General features: G+C 41.4%; 19 protein-coding genes and 1 pseudogene. 8 read left to right on the forward strand and 12 right to left on the reverse strand.

All coding sequences use genetic code 11. The features are described 5' to 3' along the window. From AB4135_RS12815 to AB4135_RS12840, 6 genes and pseudogenes are all read left to right on the forward strand, one after another. Positions 1 to 422: pseudogene (locus tag AB4135_RS12815) on the forward strand (hypothetical protein); the annotation flags it as partial. A 111-nt stretch (positions 423 to 533) separates the two neighbouring features. Further along, complete coding sequence (locus AB4135_RS12820) at positions 534 to 827, forward strand: hypothetical protein (RefSeq protein WP_371993398.1); 294 nt, start codon at positions 534 to 536, stop codon at positions 825 to 827. A gap of 47 nt (positions 828 to 874) precedes the next feature. Further along, positions 875 to 1,174, forward strand: a complete 300-nt coding sequence (locus tag AB4135_RS12825) for a DUF3630 family protein (RefSeq protein WP_371993399.1) — start codon at positions 875 to 877, stop codon at positions 1,172 to 1,174. An 83-nt stretch (positions 1,175 to 1,257) separates the two neighbouring features. Beyond that, a complete protein-coding gene (locus AB4135_RS12830; protein WP_371993401.1) occupies positions 1,258 to 2,292 on the forward strand; it encodes a serine/threonine protein kinase in 1,035 nt (344 codons plus the stop codon). Positions 2,293 to 2,445: 153 nt separating this feature from the next. Continuing rightward, complete coding sequence (locus AB4135_RS12835; RefSeq protein WP_371993403.1) at positions 2,446 to 3,057, forward strand: thiol:disulfide interchange protein DsbA/DsbL; 612 nt, start codon at positions 2,446 to 2,448, stop codon at positions 3,055 to 3,057. 342 nt (positions 3,058 to 3,399) lie between these two features. Continuing rightward, positions 3,400 to 3,612 carry a DUF1107 domain-containing protein gene (locus AB4135_RS12840; RefSeq protein WP_371993405.1) on the forward strand — a complete coding sequence of 71 codons (213 nt, stop codon included), beginning with the start codon at positions 3,400 to 3,402 and terminating at the stop codon, positions 3,610 to 3,612. A 180-nt stretch (positions 3,613 to 3,792) separates the two neighbouring features. On the opposite strand, the gene AB4135_RS12845 is transcribed toward AB4135_RS12840, so the two are convergent. Next, positions 3,793 to 3,996, reverse strand: coding sequence for a cell division protein ZapB (locus AB4135_RS12845; protein ID WP_220738239.1), 204 nt, complete (start codon positions 3,994 to 3,996; stop codon positions 3,793 to 3,795). Positions 3,997 to 4,175: 179 nt separating this feature from the next. Here AB4135_RS12845 and AB4135_RS12850 point away from each other — a divergent pair, with 179 nt between their 5' ends. Next, positions 4,176 to 5,657: a Na+/H+ antiporter NhaC family protein gene (locus AB4135_RS12850; protein WP_371993407.1), complete on the forward strand. Its 1,482-nt coding sequence runs from the start codon at positions 4,176 to 4,178 to the stop codon at positions 5,655 to 5,657. Here AB4135_RS12850 and AB4135_RS12855 read toward each other — a convergent pair. Then, a complete protein-coding gene (locus AB4135_RS12855; protein WP_371993409.1) occupies positions 5,650 to 5,913 on the reverse strand; it encodes a Rho-binding antiterminator in 264 nt (87 codons plus the stop codon). The two genes, AB4135_RS12850 and AB4135_RS12855, sit on opposite strands and share 8 nt — an antisense overlap. A 74-nt stretch (positions 5,914 to 5,987) precedes the next feature. Here AB4135_RS12855 and AB4135_RS12860 point away from each other — a divergent pair, with 74 nt between their 5' ends. Next, positions 5,988 to 6,761: a DUF1223 domain-containing protein gene (locus AB4135_RS12860; protein WP_371993411.1), complete on the forward strand. Its 774-nt coding sequence runs from the start codon at positions 5,988 to 5,990 to the stop codon at positions 6,759 to 6,761. A 335-nt stretch (positions 6,762 to 7,096) separates the two neighbouring features. Here the strand turns inward: AB4135_RS12860 and AB4135_RS12865 are convergent, their stop codons facing one another. The 10 genes from AB4135_RS12865 to AB4135_RS12910 form a co-directional block, all read right to left on the reverse strand. Then, positions 7,097 to 10,219 (reverse strand): type III restriction-modification system endonuclease, encoded by a 3,123-nt coding sequence (locus AB4135_RS12865; protein ID WP_371993413.1) that lies wholly within the window; start codon positions 10,217 to 10,219, stop codon positions 7,097 to 7,099. A gap of 85 nt (positions 10,220 to 10,304) precedes the next feature. Further along, positions 10,305 to 12,281, reverse strand: a complete 1,977-nt coding sequence (locus tag AB4135_RS12870) for a site-specific DNA-methyltransferase (RefSeq protein WP_371993415.1) — start codon at positions 12,279 to 12,281, stop codon at positions 10,305 to 10,307. 124 nt (positions 12,282 to 12,405) lie between these two features. Further along, positions 12,406 to 13,332 carry an Abi family protein gene (locus AB4135_RS12875; RefSeq protein ID WP_371993417.1) on the reverse strand — a complete coding sequence of 309 codons (927 nt, stop codon included), beginning with the start codon at positions 13,330 to 13,332 and terminating at the stop codon, positions 12,406 to 12,408. A gap of 332 nt (positions 13,333 to 13,664) precedes the next feature. Continuing rightward, positions 13,665 to 14,405, reverse strand: coding sequence for a DUF4391 domain-containing protein (locus AB4135_RS12880; protein WP_371993419.1), 741 nt, complete (start codon positions 14,403 to 14,405; stop codon positions 13,665 to 13,667). Position 14,406: 1 nt separating this feature from the next. Further along, complete coding sequence (locus tag AB4135_RS12885) at positions 14,407 to 17,709, reverse strand: helicase-related protein (protein ID WP_371993421.1); 3,303 nt, start codon at positions 17,707 to 17,709, stop codon at positions 14,407 to 14,409. A 2-nt stretch (positions 17,710 to 17,711) separates the two neighbouring features. Continuing rightward, positions 17,712 to 18,191: an addiction module antitoxin gene (locus AB4135_RS12890; RefSeq protein ID WP_371993423.1), complete on the reverse strand. Its 480-nt coding sequence runs from the start codon at positions 18,189 to 18,191 to the stop codon at positions 17,712 to 17,714. A gap of 118 nt (positions 18,192 to 18,309) precedes the next feature. After that, positions 18,310 to 18,723 carry a hypothetical protein gene (locus AB4135_RS12895; protein ID WP_371993425.1) on the reverse strand — a complete coding sequence of 138 codons (414 nt, stop codon included), beginning with the start codon at positions 18,721 to 18,723 and terminating at the stop codon, positions 18,310 to 18,312. Between the two features lie 279 nt (positions 18,724 to 19,002). Then, positions 19,003 to 19,737: a hypothetical protein gene (locus tag AB4135_RS12900; RefSeq protein WP_371993426.1), complete on the reverse strand. Its 735-nt coding sequence runs from the start codon at positions 19,735 to 19,737 to the stop codon at positions 19,003 to 19,005. 136 nt (positions 19,738 to 19,873) lie between these two features. Continuing rightward, a complete protein-coding gene (locus AB4135_RS12905) occupies positions 19,874 to 21,448 on the reverse strand; it encodes a DUF5906 domain-containing protein (RefSeq protein ID WP_371993428.1) in 1,575 nt (524 codons plus the stop codon). Continuing rightward, positions 21,445 to 22,455: a primase-helicase zinc-binding domain-containing protein gene (locus AB4135_RS12910; protein WP_371993430.1), complete on the reverse strand. Its 1,011-nt coding sequence runs from the start codon at positions 22,453 to 22,455 to the stop codon at positions 21,445 to 21,447. The genes AB4135_RS12905 and AB4135_RS12910 overlap by 4 nt, the downstream gene beginning before the upstream one ends. Between the last annotated feature and the right edge of the window lies 1 nt (position 22,456).

Below are 22,456 nucleotides of genomic sequence, written 5' to 3' on the forward strand. Positions count from 1 at the left end.
CAGAGCCAGAGCCAGAGCCAAAAGCCGGCACTACGGATTTAACTTGGGCTAACGCTAAGTTATCTAAAGCCGTTTCCGACACCGCTGAAGCTACAGATACCCTTGCTGAATATACCGCAATGTCTGCCGCAGTTGCTGAGTGTTATAAGCAGCGTAAACAGAGTGAGTACGTTGCATATGGCGCCAGTCTTGCTGAACAATACGTTAGTCTGTTTACTCGCTACCTCGCTGAAGCCAAAACTGACGTGAAAGGTATAGGGCTAATGCATATGTCGACACTCCTAAATGACAATGGCGAATTCGATGCGGCTATCGCCATTTGTAATACGGCAATAAAACAGGGCGTGAGTGACGGAACGGTTACCGGCTTTGAAGGACGTATTACGCGTATTGAAAAGGCAAAAGCCAAAGCAAATAAATAATGTAATCACAGTAAAGTTCATCAATTATCACCGAAGCGGTGTAGAATGGGCTTAAGTTGCTTACTAAAAGGCGAACATCTGTTCGCCTTTTTTATTGATAGGATCTTTGGTATGAAATTACGCTTAGTATGCTTGATTACTTTTATAACTCTTGGCTTAACAGCTTGTACCGATTCTCCCGAGTGGACATTACTTTACTATCCTGATGCAGCCACTAAACCGAGTGCCGAGCAATCAGGAGATTTCATTAGTGGCTACTATGCGTCAATTGAGCAGTGCCATGCCAAGGGCAAAGGTTTACTGCGATTGAGCGATGACAGTCATCCAGATTACCTTTGTGGTCACCTATGTGTGGCTGAAGGCAAGAGCTTAATCTGTCAAAATTTAGTCTCGCCTAAGCAATAAGTGAGTGCCATCGCTAGCAGCAAAAATGCAGGACAAGAGTGTAATAGATGAAATTAAATGCTATTAAATTAGATCGACCAACCTTAAGTTTATCGGTGCAGGCCGATATCGATTTTGAACAGTTTGATCAATTTGCAGAGCCATTTGCGCAAGCGATTGATTGCCGAGTGGTTGAGAAACAGTGGGGTGCAGACAGGCATCAATGGTTATTGGAGTTTGAAGGCTCACACTTGCAGCTGCATTATGAATTTTATGGTGATATTTGTTGGCTATCTACCGACCGAGAAGATGAGTTTGATGTATTAGTCTATTTAGCCGAATTGATGAAGCCATATTTAGCGCTGTAACTCTGCCTTGTTTTAGTAGCCAATAAACTGCGGCAATAACAACCGCCCAAGATCTACAGTCCCTAATCGTTAGAGCATAGAAAATGAACCGAGAACAACCCAGTAAAATAATCATCACAGCAGCAGATGAAGAATCGGCATTTCACTACCAAGCATTAACGCCCGATCTAATATTAACTGCTATCGAAACCTTAGGTATTTATCCTGAAACAGGTTTACTCGCACTCAATAGTTACGAAAACCGTGTCTATCAATTTCGCTGTGATAGAGGGCAACGCTATGTGGTTAAGTTTTATCGCCCTGAGCGCTGGAGTAATCAGCAGATCCAAGAGGAGCATGATTTCTCTGCTGCATTGACTGAACAAGAAGTGCCTATTGCGACCCCAGTGATCATTGATGGGCGTTCATTACATGAGTATCAAGGATTTCGGTTTGCGCTGTTTCCCTCAATCGGCGGTCGTGCTTTTGAGGTTGATAATTTAGATCAGTTAGAATCTGTAGGGCGATTCATCGGCCGTATCCATCAGTTCTCTAAGCAAGCTGATTTTATCTACCGTGATACTTTGTCACCACAACTATTGGGTGATGAGTCATTAAAATGGCTAAAAGAATCGGGTCATATACCCTCTGGTTTGGCGTTGCCTTATTTTACAGTAGTAGAGCAGATCCTCGAAAAAGCCAGTGCAATGTGGCAGCCTGAAGATTACACCAATATCCGACTGCATGGTGATCTACATCCGAGCAATATATTGTGGACACCAGATGGCCCTGGTTTTGTTGATTTGGACGACGCCAAGATGGGACCTGCAGTGCAGGATCTATGGATGATGCTTGCGGGAGATAGGCCACAGCAGATTTTACAGTTAGAAGTACTGCTAGAAGCTTATGAGGAGTTTTGTGAGTTCGATACTCGTGAGTTACAACTTATCGAACCTTTACGTGCTATGCGCATGCTGCATTACAACGCATGGTTAAGTCGACGCTGGGCAGACCCAGCATTTCCAATGAATTTCCCATGGTTTGCAGAAGATAAATATTGGGAGCAGCAAATACTTGCCTTCAAAGAACAGTTGGCTGCACTTGATGAGCCGCCACTGAGCTTAATACCCCAGTATTAGTTTGAAACTGGATAGTTGAGAGTATCTAAAAATTCTGTGATGACTCTCATTTTGTAACAGAAAAATGAACTTATGCGCTTGAGGTCGACTCAAAAGGGCATTATGTTATGGTGAAATTATTAAAGGTGCGTGAAGCATCATCAAGGAATTTACATGAAAAAAGCATTACTGGTCGCATTAGCATTTTTAGTTGCCCCTATGGCTGCAATGGCTGCAGATTATAAAGAAGGCGTGCATTACACGGTAGTTAATCAAGGCCCTGCAACTGCTAAGCCTGAAATTACTGAGTTTTTCTCTTTCTATTGCCCTCATTGCTACAACTTCGCTAAATCAGAAGTGCCAAAAATTAAAGCAGGTTTGCCTGAAGGTGTGACTTTTAAACAAAACCACGTTGATTTTATTAATGGCAATATGGGTGTGGAGATGTCTCGTGCTTTTGCTGTTGCGCATCAACTAAAAGTTGATGAGAAAATGGAAACAGCAATTTTCTCAGCGATCCACGACAAGAAGCAGCACTTCACTAACCGTGATGATGTCAAAGCGATATTTGTGGCGAATGGCGTAGATGGTAAAGCATTTGACGCTGCAGCTAACTCTTTCATGGTCAATGCACAAATGTCGCAAATGAAGCGTGCAACCCAAAATGCTAAGATCTCAGGTGTTCCAGCGCTTGTGGTAAATGGCAAGTACCGCGTAGAAACGGGTGCTATCAAGTCTTACGACGAATTACTCGATATTGCTTACTACCTCACTACAATGAAGTAAGTTTAGTCGCGTCACCATCAAGGAGCCTAACGGCTCCTTTTTTATGTCTTTTTTCAGGCATAAAAAAACCGCGCTTCCTGGTCGCAAGAAGCACGGCTACGGAGCTATATAGCTCAACGTTACCCTGAGTAACTATTAAACGGTAACAGGGTGTCAAAAAATTGGCAAGTGGCAATTTATTATTGTTTCTATTTAGGTGACTGATTGGCAAAAAGAATTTACAACTTGTATAAAATTGATTCAAATATTTACAATTTTATTTTCGATCTCATGAAACTCTCATGGTAAAACACCTGTCCAACTAAAACATATAACAACAATCAAAAGTTGTCGGGAGGTCTTGTGAGAGTTTTTCCTGTCTATGCACCTAAACTCATTGTAAAGCATGCGCGCATTTTTCTAACTGGGGTGATCTGGGTTAAAGACCTAGGTCGAATTGAATTTGATAAAGGACGATTTTTATTGCCAAGGAAGAGCTTACCTAAAGTTAAGCAAGCTATATTGGAGCTCAATGAATTAATTGAGTCGCAAAATAGTGAAATGGAAACCGCATAGCCTGAGTGGCTGCACCAATTAGTCGGTTAAAGTTTTATATGATTTTTTGTAAGGCCTAAAGATTGAGGCTGAGCGGCACAACTCTACTTAGTTAATCTCAGTAATCATTTTCGCAGGTGTCGCTATGTACATTAGCGACACGACTGCAAAAATAACGATTACGTCAACTTACCGAAGAGGTTAGCTAACCTCTTCGTTAAGTAAACCTACTAAACCTGTTACTTTTTCATTCCAAGAATTCAATTCTTGCTGTAAGTGTTGGTTTTGTTCTGTCAAACTCGTACTCGTCTGTTTCTCTTCTTCAAGCTCCATTTTTAGTAGCTCGATGGTTTCAAGTGCAGCTTGGATTTTTGTTTCCAATTTCGACAATAGTTCAAGGCTCATGAGGAGTCCCTTTGGTAGCATGATGATAGCCCGATTCTAGCAGTGACGGGGTCTTAGTGAATAGTTAATTATGCTAAATGGACCAAAATCTTATGATAAAAGTCGTGAGATTGGCTTTTTTTTGTACTTGTTACTAAGTCGTTAGTATTCTTCTCATTATTTCTATAGGAATTGCAGCCATGCTGGCCAATATCTTAATGCTTACCCCATTGTTATTAACTTTAGTGTTGGCTTTGGTTTTAAGGCGTACCTTGGTTGCTTTAGGCGTAGGTATTGTTTCAGGTGCGCTTATTCTCAGCGAATTTAATCCACTTAATACGGCGGAGTATTTAGCGGATACAGCCTGGATGCAGCTTTATGCTGATGGGCAGTGGCAAGCTTGGCATTTAAACGTATTGGCTGCGATGGTTTTACTCGGCATGATGACTCAGCTACTAGCCAGAGGTGGTGCGGTAAAATCATTTGCTGACTGGCTATATCATCGAATTCAGAGTGGCCGTCAGGCGCGTGTCGGGGTGGTACTGCTGGGGTGGGTGGTGTTTATTGACGGCATCTTTAGTTGCTTGGCAGTTGGCCATGTTTGTCAGCCTTTGAGTCAGCGCTATAACATGAGTAAAGAGCAGATTGCTTATCTTGTTGATTCAAACGCATCACCCTTATGCGCGCTGTTGCCTTTTTCAAGCTGGGGTCCGTATGTGATGGCTATTCTGGCTGGAATAGCCCTATTGCCAATGTCGCCACTGGAATCCTTTATCGAAATAGCAAAGCTCAATTTTTATGCCATTACCGTTATTGTGTTGTCGTTACTCATTGCCTGGTTTGGTATTGGCTTTGGTTATACCGCAGAAGAAGATCAAGCAATAGAGGAAGTGGACGCTGGCAGCCCATGGCTATTAGGTGTGCCGATGGCAAGTCTGCTGTTAGCGTCGGTCGGCTTTACTTTATGGTCAGGTGCGTCTAATTCGCCATCAATGGATATCACCGACTGGATCACCTCTGCTGATATTGGTACAGCGATGCGCGATGCCTGTATTCTAGCTACAAGCATAGCCTTGCTGATGCTCAAATTATCGGGACGAACGGCAGCATTACTGGCTGTAGATATGCTGGCAGGGGTTAGGGTTATTAGCTTTGCAATTGCCATTTTGCTGTTTACCTGGATGATAGGCGCTGTTATCGGCGACTTAGGTGTAGCCAAGCTGCTGGCGAGTTGGGCAGAGCAGTTTATTTCTAGCAATGTAGTCGTTGCTGGTACCTTTTTGCTCTGTGCAATCATGGCATTTACTACAGGCTCAAGCTGGGGCACCTTTGCGATTATGATCCCTATCGGTGCTGAAATCGCTGTGGCTGTGGATCAGGCTTTGATGTTACCGGTATTGAGTGCGGTGATGGCGGGCTCAGTCTTTGGCGACCATTGTTCACCAATATCCGATACCAGCGTCATCAGTGCGACCAGTTCTGGTTGTCAGCCTCACGCTCATGTTGTCACTCAACTTCCATTTGCAATAATTGCTGCGTTAAGTGCCCTTGTCGGTTTTCAGTTAATTAACCTAGGTATAGCAACTTTGTGGAGTTGGTTAGCAGTACTGCTTTGTGCGTTATTGATGTTAGGGCTTTATCATAAAACTAGCCCGAAACAGCTGCCAGTTGCAGCTAACTAGCAATCTTAACACGCTGGAAACTAGCGCCACTGTCGGTTGGTGTTATGGCAACTATCTGATCTAACCGAATGCTCTCTTGTGTACCGTTATTATCAACAATTAGCCATTCGGTTTTGTCGCTGTGAGTTTCAAGCGTAATGGCTATAGCGGTCAGATCCGCGCGCTGCTTTAGCTCTAACAGCAAACAATAACCTCGCATACAAGCAAGTTCTAAATAGTCATGACAATGACAATTTATAAGTTGATATTGCTGCATACAGCCTCCTTGGTTGATGAATGATTTTTTGGCTTAGTAGGGTCTATTTTAAAAAGCCCACTCGGTATCAGTTTATGTTAGCCAAATTTATACGCTTTACGATGCTCTGTTTTTTGCTGTTTTCAGTCAACGTCTATGCACAAACCATCACTGACTTTGACAAACAAAGCACAGTCAACAAGCCCTACTTTATTGAGCTATATACTTCTCAAGGTTGTAGCAGCTGTCCACCGGCCGAAACTTGGCTATCAGCCTTTAGTAAACAGACCGAGCTTTGGGACAAATACTTTCCGTTAGCGTTTCATGTGACTTATTGGAACTATATAGGCTGGAAAGACCCCTACGGCAAACATGCTTTTAGCCAACGGCAATATGATCACCTCAATGCCAAACATACAGGCCAAGTTTATACCCCTCAGTTTGTGATTAATGGCCAAGAGTGGCGTGGATGGTTTGAGCGTAAACTCGGTGATGTACTTAGCAAACCACAAGCTGAGGTTGGCATTTTGTCGGTTAACATAAAAGATAATCAGCTCAAGGCTCATTTTAACAACCAAACCGGCAATGATGTGCCACTGAGTCTACACCTAGCGTTAGTCGCTGCAGGGCTACAAACCAAAGTCACTCGAGGGGAGAATCGCAATAAGCTGCTAGAGCATGACTTTACCGTGCTTGAGCATCAAGAATTTGAGCCTGAAAAGCAGCATCCACAATCTTTTGTTGGTGAAGTTGTCATTGAAAGCAAGTATATCAACAGCGCAAAAAAACTCGCCTGGGTGGCATGGGTAGAGCAGAGGCATCAACCAATACAAGCTGTTGGAGATTGGTTGCAACCTATCGTTGATTAGTATTGATATTGGGCTCTAGACTCGTCTTAACGTAATTTAGCCGTAGATAAACAAAAGCCCAGCAGTGCTGGGCTTAATTGCAAACAGGAGGTGATTATTCAACGTTTTGGATCTGAATGTGGTTTGATTGTGAATAATCTATATTAATAAGTGCCTTACTGTTTAAAATAGTTATCGATTAAAATTAATGGTACCATTTCTGGTACCATTAATTTTACGTTGTGCAGCTTTAATCAAGGGTGATAGTGTCACCTCTATTAGATTGGTATTTAATCTAAATAGACCGATAAGAGTAAAGCTGAAATATAAACTGCGCTTTAATCTTATCTTCTTATCTACATAACCAAGCGCTTTAAATCATCGTAGTTTTTGACTACATCATACTTAACTTTATCTTTGGCGAACTTTTTGTTCACGGTTTCAAAAAAGCGTTTAGCACAGTCGATTTTTGCCAGTTCAGTGCCTTTTAATTGCATTGACTGCATCGAGCCTTTAGTTTCAGCTACGAAGTAGACATGCTTAACTGACCCCTCTACAAATGCGATGGCCCAGTCGGGGTTGTAGTTGCCAACAGGGGTTGGGATAAAGAAGCCACTTGGTAGCTTGGCATATACGCTGATTTTATCTTTTGCAGTATCTAACTCTTGAACAAACTTTCGTTCAGTTTTTGAGTCTGTAACCACATAGTCGTAAATATGCCGCTCTAATGGATAGCCTGCATTTGAGAAGTCTTGCTTTTGATTCACAGTGAATATATCTGCATTGAACTTATCTTCGAGCGTGTCATATGCAAGGTGCTCAATGACCATAGCCGCTTTTTGCTCATTAATCAGTGATACTGTTCTGGCAATAAAGTCTTCTGGGTTATGCTGAAATTGCTCGAATACATGAGCACCAATGCCAGCTAAAATCTGCGCAACTGTATGTCGTTTTAGCTTTGTATCTTCAGCAACTTTGCCTAGTAGATCATAAGTAACGCTGGAGTTGATAGAAGCTGTATATTCTGGCGTTTCCGATTCTTTAATTTTGAAGCTTTGACCAGACTTAACCTGCTCAGCATCCACATTATCAACTTGTTCACCGCGCACAATATCAAACTGCAGCCGTTCTACCCTTAACTTTTCGTCTAGGACAGGAATCGCATTCTTTATCAGCTCTTGTGAGTCAAATTCAACGTTATAAATAGCTTTGTGATTTATTCTGGCCCATAACTCCTGAAACTCCTTTTTGTCGAAGTTTTGGTTTAATGAGTTAAGCTTAGCTTTTCGGTCATCATTAATCTCAGGCATCTGCGCACTAGAGTAAACGGAGTCAATAAGCTGAAATACCTGTTCAGCATAGGGCTGCAAACCGTCAGGTAGGCTTGCTAATTGATCATCGCGTTTAGCTTGATGATATTCATCAGTAATACGGTCGTTATCATCGCTATAATCATTTTTAAGCAAGTAACGGTAGATCTGCTTAGCTAAGTCTGCAGTAACCTCTACATCGCCATCAGTGGTTACAAAAACTTTTCCAGTGAAATATTTCTCATCAGCCACTTTTGGTCGTGCTGATAATGATTCACTAATATCTCGCTGAAGGGCGCTAACGAAATCTTTATAGCTCTCACTCGCAACAACCGTTAAATGGTTAACCTCATGGACAATTGATGGATGGTCGATACGCTCGCCCGTTTGGTCAACGGCCAAACGTAACCCACGGCCAACTTCTTGGCGTCTTGAGATGGTGTTGTCACTGTGCTTGAGCGTACAAATTACAAATACGTTAGGGTTATCCCAACCCTCTCGTAGGGCTGAGTGGGAGAAGATAAACCGTGTTGGCTCTTCAAAGCTCAATAAGCGTTCTTTATGCTTTAAGATTAAGTCATAGGCGGCGGTAGCGTTTTCATCATTGGCTAAGCCAGCATCATCGCCACGAGTCTTAAATTTAGGGTCGATTAATCGGTTAGATTTTTTATCAATCGAAAAGTAGCCCTTATGAACTTGTGTAGCTGCATCACGTTTGAGGTACTTAGCATAGGGTGTATCACCGTGCTCAGTTGCTAGCGGCATATACTCCTGCACTAAATTGTTGTACTCCTCTTCAAATACACGTGCATATTCACCTTTTTCATCTTCAGCGCTGTAATCTCTGTACTTGGCCACTTCATCAATAAAAAACAGACTCAGTACTTTGATGCCCTTATCAAATAAGCGTATCTCTTTATCTAGGTGTGCTTTAACTGCTTCACGGATTTGCATTCTACGTAGAGCTGCTTCATTTACATCACCACAGGCTTCACCAACATGTAACTCTGTGCCATTTAAGAAGCTAATAGTGTCGGTATTTGCATTGATGTCAGAGATGACAAAGTTGTCTTTATATTGCTCTAGGCCATCAGAAAGGTCATACAAGTTATCCCCTTTGCTCATCTTACGCATGATGCGTTTGATAGCTCCAGATTTAAGCTTTAGCTCAAAGTCGAGGCGAGCTATGGGGGGCTTACTTGGTGATATTTCAATGTTTTCAAGGTATAGGTAGGCATTAGTACCTGACAAACCTTTAGTTGTAATGCCGCGGACGCCAATTTTTTTAACAAGCTTCTGGTTGTAGGCATCGAGTGCATCTAAACGATACACCTTGTTGTGATCGGTTTTATGCGTAGCAGAATAACGAATGATAAACAGTGGATTAAACTCAGCAAAAGACTCAAGGGTCTTTTTACCCTCCATTTTTTGTGGTTCATCCAAAATCATTACTGGGCGGTTAGCCTTAATGACATCGATAGGGCGACGACTTTGAAAGTCATCTAGTTCTTCATAAATACGACGTGCATCTTTACCACGAGCATTAAACGCCTGAACGTTAATGATCATCACATTAATGCCGCCGTCGGATGAAAAGCTTTCTAGCTGGTGCAGTTGTTTAGAGTTATAGGTAAAAAAGCGTGCACGTTTACCGTAATCCTCTAAAAAGTGTTCAGCGGTGATCTCAAGTGATTTATGTACACCTTCACGAATCGCAATGCTTGGCACCACAATGATGAACTTGCTCCAGCCATACAGTTTGTTTAACTCAAAGATAGACTTTACATAGCAGTAGGTTTTACCTGTACCCGTTTCCATCTCAATGTCTAGATTAAGCGCTGCCCCTGGTTGGTAGGTTTTCGGTAGAACTTTACCTTTAAGATCTAGAAACTGACTAAGAGATGGTTTCGTCTCAATATTTTGATGGCGCTGCACCTGATGAAGGTTCGTTAATAGCTGCTCCGCTGAGAGCTGGATATCAGCGTTTTTAAAGGCATTTTCATCGAACGCTGCACTTTGCTGGCGCGCACCAGCATGATCTTGTTTAGCAAGGCCTGGGTCCATCTTATAGCGGCTAGCAGAATCATTAGGGAGCTGTCCCTTAAAGCAATCAACGACTGCTTGAACAGAATCCGCTTGGTAAGCTTGATGTTTAAACTTAAGCTTCATTGGATACCTCTCTGTATCCAACCCTTCGGGCGCACTAATGTGCGTGCAAATTTGAGTCCGATAAAATTTGTCATTATCCCCACTCCTATATTGATTTCACATCTGTATGTGGGGAAAGCTGCTTAAGCACTTGCTCAACATTGATCTTGGCGCTGTCTGAGGCAAAGCCTGCATCACGGAAGACAAGGCGCATAGGTGCATTTTTAGCAAGTGTTTTTACAAAGGCTTCAGTGATACCTGCATTTTTGTCGAAGCAGGCAACTAAGGCGTTGTCTGCAACATAAAATACTGCTTTACCGTCAATGGTTTCACGTTTAATGGGCAGGCTTAAATCGACACCCCAGTCTAACATCACTTGGAAAAGTAGGTCTTCTTCGGTGCGATCCTCTTTGACATTATCCACTTGAGAAAATAGATCTGTTTGAGATATAGCATCAGGCTTGTAGTAAACCTCGGCCATGTTGGAGCTATCGACTTTTAATACCCTAAAGCCAACGTCTAACTGCTCAATACCGTCTTTATCTGCATTGTCAGTTAGGATTTTTTGACCTGCACGGCGAATACGCTCTTTTGATATATCTGATATTGCGAAATATCCCTCTTTAAACTCAGATGATTTCTTATCTGTTTCTTCACGTAATTGCACACATATAAATCGATTTGAGCAACTGTTATCAATGGCATATTCTATGGATGCATGTGCTGTCGTGCCTGAGCCTGCAAAGAAGTCTAATACGATGTCATCATTATCAATGGAAACTAACGTCATTAAATATTTTATTAAGCTTGTCGGTTTAGGGAAGTCAAAGGGGATCCCAAGATCTTTTAACTCTGCAGAGCTGTGTCTACTCTGAAATTTTTCAGTAATATTTCCTGGTAGCTGACCATCTCTCATTCGATCTTTTAGCCAAATACGATAGTACACATTCCAGTTGGCTTTTGTCCCTTCACTAGTCATTAAGGATGTTCTGTCAGATTTAATAAATTCTACATTGCCAGCAGCTCTTTCTTTAGCAAAGCGTTCATGCGTCCACCTCCATACACCATCGCCATCTAATGGAGTAATCTTAGCTCCATCAATTGAAGATGTAGGCATTGAATCACCCGGTGGTATGACAAAAGTACCGTCAGGGCACTCGATAAAATATCGTTGATTAGCTCGCTTATCTAGCATGGCCTGATACAACCCCATAGAACGGTACTTTTCTCCTTTTCTAGGCCCATCAGTACATTCTTTAGTGTATACCTTATCAATTACATTCTGACTTATCTCTTCTCTGAATTGATTTAGCTTTTCAATCTCTTTTGCATAAACAAGTATATAATCAACACATGGAGAGAAATGAACTCCCTTTTGTCCGCCAGTTTTCATTACTCTAGAAATGATAGTTATGAAATTATTTTCACCAAAAATTTCATTTAATAATTGGCAAGAAGTCGAAACCTCTTCCTGTCCAATTGACATAAACAAAACACCGTCTTCGGATAATAAATTGTGTGCTAGTTTCAGTCTTGAGAAAATCATTGATGTCCAATCTGAATGAAATCGCCCATTCGATTCAGTATTTGCGATTAAACGATTCCCCTCTTCATCTTTTTGATTGGAACGTTCAGCGTATGAGTCGATATTCTCCGCGAAATCATCTTTATAAATAAAGTCATTGCCAGTATTGTAAGGTGGATCGATATAGATCATCTTCACCTTGCCAAGGTAGGTCTCTTGCAGCAATTTCAATGCATCTAGGTTGTCACCTTCGAGAAACAGGTTCTCTGTGGTATCAAAGTCAACACTCTCTTCGCGGCAGGGGCGTAGGGTTTTAGCAATAGGGGCATTGGCTGTTAGCAGGGCTTCGCGCTTTCCTGGCCAGTTAAGCTGATAACGCTCTTGCGGGCCTTCGACTATGTTACGAGATAGTTCTTGCTTGAGTAAGTCAAAATCGATGGCTTTCTTTAGCTTGCCATCCTCTCCACGGGACTCGGTTACACAACTTGGAAACAGCTGAGCTAACTTGTCAATATTCTGGTCAACCAGGTTTGGGCTATGCATTTTTAGTTGGTCCATCTGTTGTTCTGCCTCTTTCTCTTAAGCTTTAAGAGTTTCTTAATTCGTTTTAAATTCTGTTATTAAGCTGCCTGTATCGGGGGCAAGCCTAGATTGTTTGATATTGCTTTAGTCGCTTTAAAAGCTATTGCCAGATTTGACGTTGTTGCCAGTCTGCAGGGAACCCCATTTTACTAGTATCTATTTGGTGGTTCTGGATTAGATCAATTAGCCTTTGCTTCCAGTGGTGACCTGGGTTCATGACGTTCATCAGGTGAATCAACATCACTAAAGTGTTGTAGATCTTTCGTTGGGCACGACCTTGTTGTTGAGAGCTATCCAGCCCTGCAACTAAGTCTTTTGGTCCTCGCCGAGGAACTGTCATTGTTAAGGTGAAGCCACGGTTCCATAATCTGGCATGGTGAGCGCTATAGTTACGTACGTGTGTTAAATGCTGGCAGAATGAGGTCAAAATTTTTTCATCGATTTGGTAAACGTTTGCGATGCTTCTTCTATCCGCTCTTGACTCAATATTGCTATACCATTTTGAAAGTTGTCCCATTGTCATCAGCTCGACAGATGCCCAGATTGGAGGTAAAAGCTCTTCATAACAAGATGTTAGGTGTTTAATGAAATCTTCTTTACTATACTTTACATCACTAGCCAGTTTATTAACTGAAGCACCGTATGTCAGTGGATTATGAAATAGCATAGGGTTCAAATGTGGATGAGCAGTATTGTGATTATGACTTAGATGATATGCCATTTGAGTTCTTATAGAGACCTCAAAACGCTCAATAGCGTCTAGTACCAAGAGTCTTAGCTCACGGTCAAAAATGTATAAGTTAAGAACATCATCAAAACTGGTACCTTGGCACAGAGTATGAGTCGCATGATTTTGTTCAAACGGTAAACAGTAGGCAGCAAATCGGTAATAATTTAGCTGGCTTAAATAAAATTCTGCCTTTTGTATATCTGGCACCAACATACCATGCAGTTGTAACTTCTGAACTTGAGCAGCGAAACTTAATGGTGGTTTATTAAAGGGAATTGATGGTGCTTTAGCCAACACACACCTCCATGCTTAAGTTAGTGTGTAGGTCGCACAATGTTACCTGATTAAAGTATTTTCCAGAGGCCCAGAAACGAGTAACCCCTCGCGGTGCGCTGTATCCATTCTCGAAAGAAAGGCAGGAAGCGGGAGGGGTATTGTTAGAGCTGATTATAGGCATTTTTATGGGTTTTTCAAGTGAAAGCGCCGATGTTTTACTATTTATTGTGTAATATTGCTTTGTACATTCACTTCCATATATAGCCATAGATCTTCCTTGGGAACTAACTCTACTCACCCTTGATACATCAGTAGCAATAGGTTTTCGGCTATTGTGTATCACTCCAAGCTGACTAGTAAGTTGAGTCATTTTTTTGCTCCAATTTTGCGTCATGCGACCTTAGGGCTGTGACTTGAGTTTTTAGCTGATTAGCTTGCTTGTTTAGCTCAACTTTACGGTTAAATTGCTTCTCTTTCCTTAATCGAGTGTGAAGTTTTTCTAGTTTTGCTGATAATAATCGAATCTGCTCAATACGAGAAAGTTGCTCTTGAAAGCTTTCATTTTCAAGCGCAGGCTCTGTGACTAGGTTCCGGATAAGAGCTGTATATAGCCCCTTAATATCCAACACCATTGGCAGTGAGCAAGCTTTGTCTGGTGTACTTGCTACCCAGTTTGACTGGAAATACTGCTCTACTACCATAGTCTCGCTGTCACGCTTATTACTGCGTTTGTATGCCATTACATATTTGATCTTTGGGCGACTGTTATTAGAGTCGAATACCCGATAAAGCAAAGGAGAGGGTATTGCTTTATCAAGGGTTTCAAAGATCTGCTGGTCGGGCTCTGGTACATCTTGCTTCAGGTAGATATCGAATACTTGTATTTCGGAAACATCTTCATGCGCAGCTAAGTTTAATGTGTCACTAGATAGCTTATAACGCCATACGATCTGTTCTATCTGTTTTACAAATAGCTGTTTGACTATTGTTGTTGGCTGGACTTGCTGGTAGATCGTCTCTTTTGGGAGTTTCTGACCATTTTTGTCACTGCCTAGTGCACAGCTGCTTGGGAATGTAAAAAGCTGAAAGCTCACTTTAAGGCCCTTCAGTTTTGCTACTTGCAGGGGAGCTATTTGCTCTTACTACAATGAAGTTTATGAGCTCAAAGTCATCTAATCCTGAGATATCATTAGTTAACGCCGTTGTTGAAGTGTTACCAAAGAGGCTTGTTAAATCACCACTGGCTTTAACTTCCACCATAGAGGCAATTGCTTGATCTAGTAGGTCTGAATAGAAGTGCATATTGCGGCCGTCTTGAGTTGCATGATTAAACTGCTCACACACTGTAGCCTCAGGTTCTGTTTTGCCCTTACAGGCTGCTCTGATGCGATCTAACAGTGGTTTTACCTGCATGTGATTGATAATCACCTCGCCACTATCAGCCATATAGATAAGATAATATGGGTGCAGTCGGTTGAGCTGGTTAATGTTGACACTGTGATTACGGTTACGGAGTGCAAAGATTGCTCCAGGTGCTAGCCCTATCTCTGGATTTGCTGCAACTACAGTATGCATGCCATTGGGCTGTGAGCTTAAGTCACCATTATTTTTGATGTAATTAAGCAAGTCCATGCGAAATTCATTAAGACCCAGATCTGTAATAGATACACCGGTTTTTACATCTTCAAGATCGATGACTTCTTCTTGCAACTTGGCTAATTGCTCTTTGCGATATGCGACATCATTTGCTTCAGCGCTTAGGACATTATCATCACCTGTGGCAGTGATATCTGATATCACCATACGATTTTCTACACGTTCTTTGAGGTTAATGTATTCATCTAGGCTGATATCGGGCCAATAGTTAACAAGCTGGATTGCCGCATTTGTTGAGCCAATACGGTCCACTCGACCAAAGCGCTGAATAATACGAACGGGGTTCCAATGGATATCGTAGTTAATTAAGTAGTCGCAATCTTGTAAGTTTTGGCCTTCGGAAATGCAGTCGGTGCCGATTAGCAGATCTAGCTCTAGAGCTTCATTAGGTAAAACCTGAGTTTTCTCTTTTGATTTTGGTGAAAACAGCGTTAGCAAACTCTGAAAGTCGTAACCTTTACCTATGGTTGATTTAGCCGCACTACTCCCTGTTACTTTTCCTGTATGAATATCAAAGTCTGTTTGAAACTCGTTAGCCAAGTTGTCGTATAGGTAGTCTGCTGTATCGGCAAAGGCTGTAAAGATAAGTATTTTTTTATTGCCAGGGTTTAACGGTGTACGCCACTTATCTTTTATATGCTGTTTTAAGTGTTGTAGTTTAGCGTCATGCTCTGGTGTGAGTTTTTGCATCTCATTGAGTAATGCTGAAATGACTTCGAGATCATTGCTTAGATGATGCTCCCATGCTGGAAGATCCATATCAGCTAAGTTGATTTTTACCTTTCCACCCGTTGAGAACGGTTCGTCAACATCAGCTAAGTCCTCATCCCAATCGGCGCCATCATATTGATTAGCATTGTCATTAAAGCCTTGATCTAATCCACTTCGCTTAAATGAATCAATATTAGATAACGCAGTAGCTAACGTTTTATGCAAGCCTTTAAGGGTTAGCTTAAAAGCATGAACAGAGCTTTCTAACCGTTTTAACAAGTTGATTGTCATAAGACGCTGCAGCGCTTTTTCACGATCGACTTGACGTAGAGTGCTTTTACCGCCACTTACGGAGGTATCGTACATCTCTTCATACTTTGTTATTCGGCTTGGCAGTATGTAGCTAATAGGAGCGTACACAGCCATTTTTAGCTTGGAAAGCTCTTCAAATATGTCATTAAACCCAATAACATCGGTGCGCATTGTCAGTGGTGGGTGAAATGATTTTGGTTTCATTCTTTCTGGGAATGGACCTATATCGGAAGTATCGTAAAAAGTCTGAATGTGCTTTCTTGAGCGAGCAATCGTTACGCTATCAAGTAGCTGAAAGAAGTCAAAATCAAGTGAGTCAAGTAATCGAGATGCCGTTCTATCTTCTGGTGCTAAGTCTGCCCAGTCATTAAATGATTTTTGAGCACGTTTAAAGATCTGCTCGATACTGTACTGGGTACCAACCTGCTCTTGCAGAACGTGAGATTCTCCTTCGTAAGCCAGTGCAAGCTGGTTTCTTAGGTCTGCAAACTTATTATTCACGGGAGTTGCTGAAAGCATCAAAACCTTGGTTTTTACTCCGGCACGGATAACCTTATTCATCAATGCCTGATAACGTGTTTCTTTGTCCTTATACACTTGGTTATTTCTGAAGTTGTGGGACTCATCAATAACAACTAGATCATAGTTGCCCCAATTGATGCGGTTCATTGGAATACCAAATGATTCACCAGATGTTCTTTGAAGGTCTGTATGGCAAAGCACGTCAAAGTTAAATCGATCTTTTACAAAGGGGTTAGTGACTAAGTTACGGTTATAGTTTAACCAGTTATCGGCGAGTTTTTTAGGGCATAAAACAAGTACTGATTTATTACGGAGCTCGTAGTACTTTACTACAGCCAATGCAGTAAAAGTTTTACCTAAACCTACGCTGTCTGCCAAGATGCAGCCACTGAAAGTCTCAAGTTTATTTATGATGCCTGTGGCAGCATCTCTTTGATAGTTGAATAACTTGTTCCAAATAAGGCTGTCTTGGTAGCCCGTTCTATCATTGGGTAGTACGTCTTCATTGATGTCTTCTAGGAACTCATTAAAAATATTATAAAGCAGCTGAAAGTAGATGCGTTCGGGTGAGTTTTCTTGGTAGACGGAAGAGATATGATCAATTAGCCGCTGCGTGACATCTTCAACTTTGTCTTGATCGCTCCATATTTGATTAAATAGCCCCAAAAATGTGCTGGTTGTAGCTGGTTCATCCATGCAGTTAACGATATTAGATACGGCATTACCTTGCTGATAGCCTAGATCAACGGCGGTAAAACCTTGCAAAGGCATATAGATAGACTCTTTAGCGTTATTCTCAACACCAGCGAATTGTTGCATAGGTGAGCCCGTGGTATTGGAGCTAAACTTTGCTTTTCTAATAATCCAGTTAGAACACTCTTTAGCGATGGCTTTTTGAGTTAGCTTATTTTTTAGCTGAATCTCGAATTCAGTACCATAAAAGCTACGCTCCCGTTGCTCTTTAGGTATATGAAACTCACGCTTCTCTTTTTTAAACTTGTCAGAGACTTCAGACTCAACAAAGGTTGGAGAAGTGAAGATAAATTCTAAAGAGTCGAGCTGTTCAAGTTCTTCCTTTAATGCCTCATAGGCATATATTGAGAAACAAGAGGCTGCTACTTTCAGTTTTGCACCAGGCTTTAAGGTTGATTTTAAATCGTCACCGAGAAGGTTATTTAAATTATCAATAATATGCATAGTTAGCCCCATACCTTTTGCCAACGGGCAAAAGCACTGCGGTGGCGGTCTGTCCATTGAGTGCAAATCACGTAAACCTGACCGTTAACTCTTGCGACTCTAGTCGTTGAGTATCGGTTTCTACCTTTTGAGTCTTTTACTGCGATACGTATATCTTCTAAAGATTCGCTTTTGGCTTTTTTGATCACAGGAAATGAAATACCAAAGGTGTGTTTGCTGTACTCTAATTGAGCTAGGTTATGCAGTTCTTTAGCAGGGAGCTCAGACTGAATGATACTTCTGATGGACTCTGTAATTTGTGAGTTGGTTATGTCACTTTGAATGTCATCTGGTTCCCCTTCTAGGGATACAGCGAATGGAAAGCCCTTTTGCTCAATAGATTTTGCCAAGAAAACGTTAATAGCAACATCAATGGGAACTTGTAGTTCCTCATAAGTTTTTGCGGCCTTTTCAAGTAACTCTTTATCTAGTTGAGTGAGCATTCTTCACCATACAAATTTACAAATAGTAAGTGTTGTAACTTAGCATGATTTTTCACCGTATCACATTGAGTAGATCAATACTTATTATAAAAAGGCTCAGTTATTACGATTTAAGGCATTAATATGAGGCAAATTTATCACAGCCGCGTTCATCACATAGATCTTGCCATGTTTGTACTGAAATCAGTTTACTTGCCCAGCCGTAATAGCCCCATGTCTTAGCTAAGTCTTCTTGCCAACATGCGTCACAGGTTAATGCATGATAATGGACTTTGTTGCTGATGATGTCCTTGTAGATCTCATGAAGACTCTTGGGGTTATTACAGTAGCACTTAAACTTTTTATCTCTAATTCTTGCGTTCAGTGGTCCCACAAGGCGCTGATAGGTTTTTGGAAAGCATTTTTTTAGACGCTGGTTTACCGCATCGAGAACATCTTTTCTCTTTCTGTCGAGTGCATTATCACGCAAGGTTAGTAATTGCTTTTCAGTGTCGTAGCGTCCTTGGTGTATTTTTGAGACAATGTTGTTCATAGCTGCTCTTATGTAGTTAGCTGAGTTCTCTAACCTTTATTGGGTGAACTACTTAGTAGTTATAAGGCATACCTGATTATTAGTTAAACAGTTCTGTTCATTGGGTAGATATAATTGAGATGTTGATCAACACATTTGTAGATATATCGCTCTCATTTAATATAGTAACAGCCTTTTTGCATAAGGCTGTTAACATAGGAAAGCAGCGAAATTTTTCGCTACCTGAAAAGGACTAAGACTTACCTTATTAAAGCCTAGCTCTAAAGTATCCGATGAGTATTACTGCAGAAACCCATCTCCTCCCATATTTTGAATATCCCTGATAATGTCGCTGAGTAAGTGTTTTTCTCCCTGATTAGCCTGCTTCTCTAGTGCATCAGCTTGGAGCTTCCTTAGTCTTATTTCTTGCTCTAGTTTCCCCTCTTTAAATATGGATAAGCGATGACTTTCTATCTGCTGTTGGATCTTTAGTAAGTGGGACTCAGCTGTAACGAGTCGTTTGTCGTTAGCAATGAGTAACTGAGATAGCTCTTCGATGCTATCGTTAGAGGCCCTTATTCGAGTTTCAATCTGGGTGATTTCTTGTTTTATATGGTGCCTATACTCAAGGCATTCAAAGTACAGTGCTTGTAAAGCAAATAGCTCCTGCTCACGTTGCAGACCCTCTACAGCATCTAAGAACTCTGGGTTAATATAGCGTGAGTAGAAACCATGGGTTCGAGCGTTTTGATTGCCTAATGGGGCTCCACCTGGATGTTTTACAGGTAGTTGTTTCTCATTATTTTGATTTCTTGATTTTAGTTTCTGTCTTATTAGTATTTGATAATCAGGATTAATTTCTATTTGCGCAGCGGCGTAATCTGCTGCGTATTGCGCAGTTAGATGCCTTCTTGCTGTGTTATAGTTAATGTGCTTTTTCTTGCAAAAGTCTTTAATTGTTATACCCGTTTTCAAATGTTCATCAGCCCACTTTGCTTTGGTCTTAGGCCAGTTAGTTCTATTCTTTTTAATCATAACGCCCTCTCAAAGACACATAATCGTGACTAAGATATGTTAATTTATAAAAGTGTGGTTCAACCCCTACAGCCCCACCATTCCCTACTGAATTATGCTGACAGCAGCCTTAGGAAGGTGGGAATGAAATTTTGGGTTACGATTGCATCCATTCAGGTTGGGAATCGGTGTTTGTGTGGATAGCTACGCCTTTAAAAATAGACTTACCATTTATTTTACTCCTACAGACTTTACCGAACCTCTTCGCTGCTACTTCAAATGCAGAGCTAAACGTTCTCTGAGTAATTCGCGTTTCATAGTTATAAAACTCACAGTATCTCAGGTAAGCATGAAACAGGTATCGCTGTGGTGATGATGGTTGTTTAGCATTAGGGACTCCACCAACTTGGCATTTCGCCTCATCAGAGTAATGGAGATCTTTTGCAAAACCTGTCATAGGATCAGAATCTATCAATATATCTCTAGCATCTTCACCATTGGTTGCGTCTATCAGGATTTTCCTGACTTCAGCAATTCCACCTATCTCTTGTGTCCATGCATTCAGGTACTGAATTATGGCGGGTACCTCTTTTCTTAATTTTGAGCTGAAATTAGGATCTTGTTTATTACTAGGTACTATCTGCCCTAAATGTATTAAAACTCTTCTGCGTGATATAGCGCCACCCTGATCAGTAAAGCGCATTGGACTGTTATTTACTGCGAGTATGATGGCTCTGATATGCGCAGAAAATGATGGCCCGTATAGCCGCCTACAAGATACTGGATCTCCACCGGTGATCTTTTTAAGGCCTGAGCCATCGCCTTGGTAGGTTTCCATATCAGGTAAATACAGAAGCGCAGCATTTAGAATATCTACACGACGCTCGGGTACCTCCAGGTCTTTAGCTTCAATGGTTTTTACACTTGATAGCCCCACCAGCAGACTAATCATGGTTGCAAATGTGCTTTTACCAGTGCCACCAGGACCAACTACTTCTACAAAAAGTTGCCAGTCATACTTCCTTAGTAAAACCATGACCAGAACAGCTTTCAGTACTCTAACCCTATTCGCTGAACGCTGTTGTAAAGTGTTAGGGTCGTCACTACCACTAATAAAATTAATGTAGTCGATGAATACAGGACAAAAATCGGCACTACCGTCCGTTTCAATGTAGTCAACACCAGTGCTGTACCTTGCATATAGGTTCTTTACTAAGCGAGGAGTAAACGTTCCACTAACAGGTTCTAATATGCCATTTTTGAAGATTATGTTACTGGTGTTTGGTTGTGGCATTTTCTTCAAGGTGTATTGAAGCATACCTGCTACAGAGCTTACTTTTCCGGTGTTAAAGCCCTCGCTCCCTAGATGTTGTTTTAGCTGTTCGAAAACAATATTTTCAAGGCTCTGTGCTTTTGTTCCGTTTTGTACCCAAAAACCAGCATAGTTATCCCAGCGGTAAACCTCTGCCTCTTCGGTACTAATCGCATATATACCGTTAAGTTCTTCGGCTATAAATGATGCAATTTTACTATCTCTATCCGAAGCCGTTATTGTAGAGGTGGGGTTAGGCGATATTGATTTGTCTTCTACGCTCAACGGAACCTCGGTATTTTCATTGTAAACTCTGTCACTTACACTGCCACCGGTGGGAATGGTAGGGTTGTAGCTAGTCAAATGCTGTAATTCAGCTCTTTGCTGGCTTGATTCATTTTCATTAGGTGGCTGTTTCATAGGTTTAACGCCTCTAAAGTGCGTCTTTCACCATAAATTGAGCAGTAGTCATTCCAATCAGTTAGTACCCGCTTTTCACTGGAATCTGCTGGTAGCATATGTTCTGGATTGAAAGGAGGGATTTTGATTCTAATATTACTATCACTAGCGGCTAAACGCGCAAACTTAATTCCCACCGGGTCATCATCTGCAGCAATCGAAATTGTAACTTCACGCATATAGAGGAGTGATGAAGTTACGTGAATTAAATTATTTGCAGTAAACGCTACCACCACTGGCTCATTTGTCAGTTCATGGATAGTTGCCCCTGTAGCGAACCCCTCTACGATCCAAATGTGTTTTGCAGACTCAATATCTCCAATAATAAATCTGCCATTTTTTCTCATTCCACCAGCTAAGCCGTGTTTCCTTCCATTATGAATAAACTCCAGACTTATCAGATTGTTTTCATCATCTTTTATTGGAATAACGAGGGTCCCGATGGGGAAGCAAGTTTTGCCATTTTGTACTGGAGTTACTAGTTGCCTAATACCGTGAGGTTTGACTTTTTTAAACCTTAAGTAGAACTGTTTCGGTGAGGCGGGTATAGATTCTTCCCAAATATCAGCAGCTCTTTTAGCTGCTGATATTTGTTGTTCTCGAAGTTTGTTAGCTTCAATATTTCTCTGCCTACTGAGTTGAATCGCTTGCATGTTTTCTTCATTGACCGTTAAATCGGATGGCTCTACATTGAGTAACTCCGCAACCTTTTTAGCCGCATTATATAGAGTTATATTTAATACCTTGCTTACAAGGTCTAAGCCGTCTCCGTAGTTTTGGTCGTCACACTGACGGCAAATCCATGTACCTTTGCCGCCTTTATTATCGAAGTGAAATCTATCTTTGCCACCGCATACAGGACATGGCCCATGTTTACCTGAACTCGGAGCATCTATACCTAAGCGTGAGAAGATAGATGGCCATTGACCATTGGCTGAATAAACAACTTTCTGTATAAGTCCTGTCATG

The sequence above is a fragment of the Shewanella sp. 10N.286.54.B9 genome (genome assembly GCF_041468565.1).
Lineage (GTDB): Bacteria > Pseudomonadota > Gammaproteobacteria > Enterobacterales > Shewanellaceae > Shewanella.

Excerpts from the sequence above, each read along its gene's own strand:
- AB4135_RS12820 (WP_371993398.1), top strand. The coding sequence starts at position 534 with ATGAAATTACGCTTAGTATGCTTGATTACTTTTATAACTCTTGGCTTA.
- AB4135_RS12825 (WP_371993399.1), top strand. The coding sequence starts at position 875 with ATGAAATTAAATGCTATTAAATTAGATCGACCAACCTTAAGTTTATCG.
- AB4135_RS12830 (WP_371993401.1), top strand. The coding sequence starts at position 1,258 with ATGAACCGAGAACAACCCAGTAAAATAATCATCACAGCAGCAGATGAA.
- AB4135_RS12835 (WP_371993403.1), top strand. The coding sequence starts at position 2,446 with ATGAAAAAAGCATTACTGGTCGCATTAGCATTTTTAGTTGCCCCTATG.
- AB4135_RS12845 (WP_220738239.1), bottom strand. The coding sequence starts at position 3,996 with ATGAGCCTTGAACTATTGTCGAAATTGGAAACAAAAATCCAAGCTGCA.
- AB4135_RS12850 (WP_371993407.1), top strand. The coding sequence starts at position 4,176 with ATGCTGGCCAATATCTTAATGCTTACCCCATTGTTATTAACTTTAGTG.
- AB4135_RS12855 (WP_371993409.1), bottom strand. The coding sequence starts at position 5,913 with ATGCAGCAATATCAACTTATAAATTGTCATTGTCATGACTATTTAGAA.
- AB4135_RS12860 (WP_371993411.1), top strand. The coding sequence starts at position 5,988 with ATGTTAGCCAAATTTATACGCTTTACGATGCTCTGTTTTTTGCTGTTT.
- AB4135_RS12865 (WP_371993413.1), bottom strand. The coding sequence starts at position 10,219 with ATGAAGCTTAAGTTTAAACATCAAGCTTACCAAGCGGATTCTGTTCAA.
- AB4135_RS12870 (WP_371993415.1), bottom strand. The coding sequence starts at position 12,281 with ATGGACCAACTAAAAATGCATAGCCCAAACCTGGTTGACCAGAATATT.
- AB4135_RS12885 (WP_371993421.1), bottom strand. The coding sequence starts at position 17,709 with ATGCATATTATTGATAATTTAAATAACCTTCTCGGTGACGATTTAAAA.
- AB4135_RS12890 (WP_371993423.1), bottom strand. The coding sequence starts at position 18,191 with ATGCTCACTCAACTAGATAAAGAGTTACTTGAAAAGGCCGCAAAAACT.
- AB4135_RS12895 (WP_371993425.1), bottom strand. The coding sequence starts at position 18,723 with ATGAACAACATTGTCTCAAAAATACACCAAGGACGCTACGACACTGAA.
- AB4135_RS12900 (WP_371993426.1), bottom strand. The coding sequence starts at position 19,737 with ATGATTAAAAAGAATAGAACTAACTGGCCTAAGACCAAAGCAAAGTGG.
- AB4135_RS12905 (WP_371993428.1), bottom strand. The coding sequence starts at position 21,448 with ATGAAACAGCCACCTAATGAAAATGAATCAAGCCAGCAAAGAGCTGAA.
- AB4135_RS12910 (WP_371993430.1), bottom strand. The coding sequence starts at position 22,455 with ATGACAGGACTTATACAGAAAGTTGTTTATTCAGCCAATGGTCAATGG.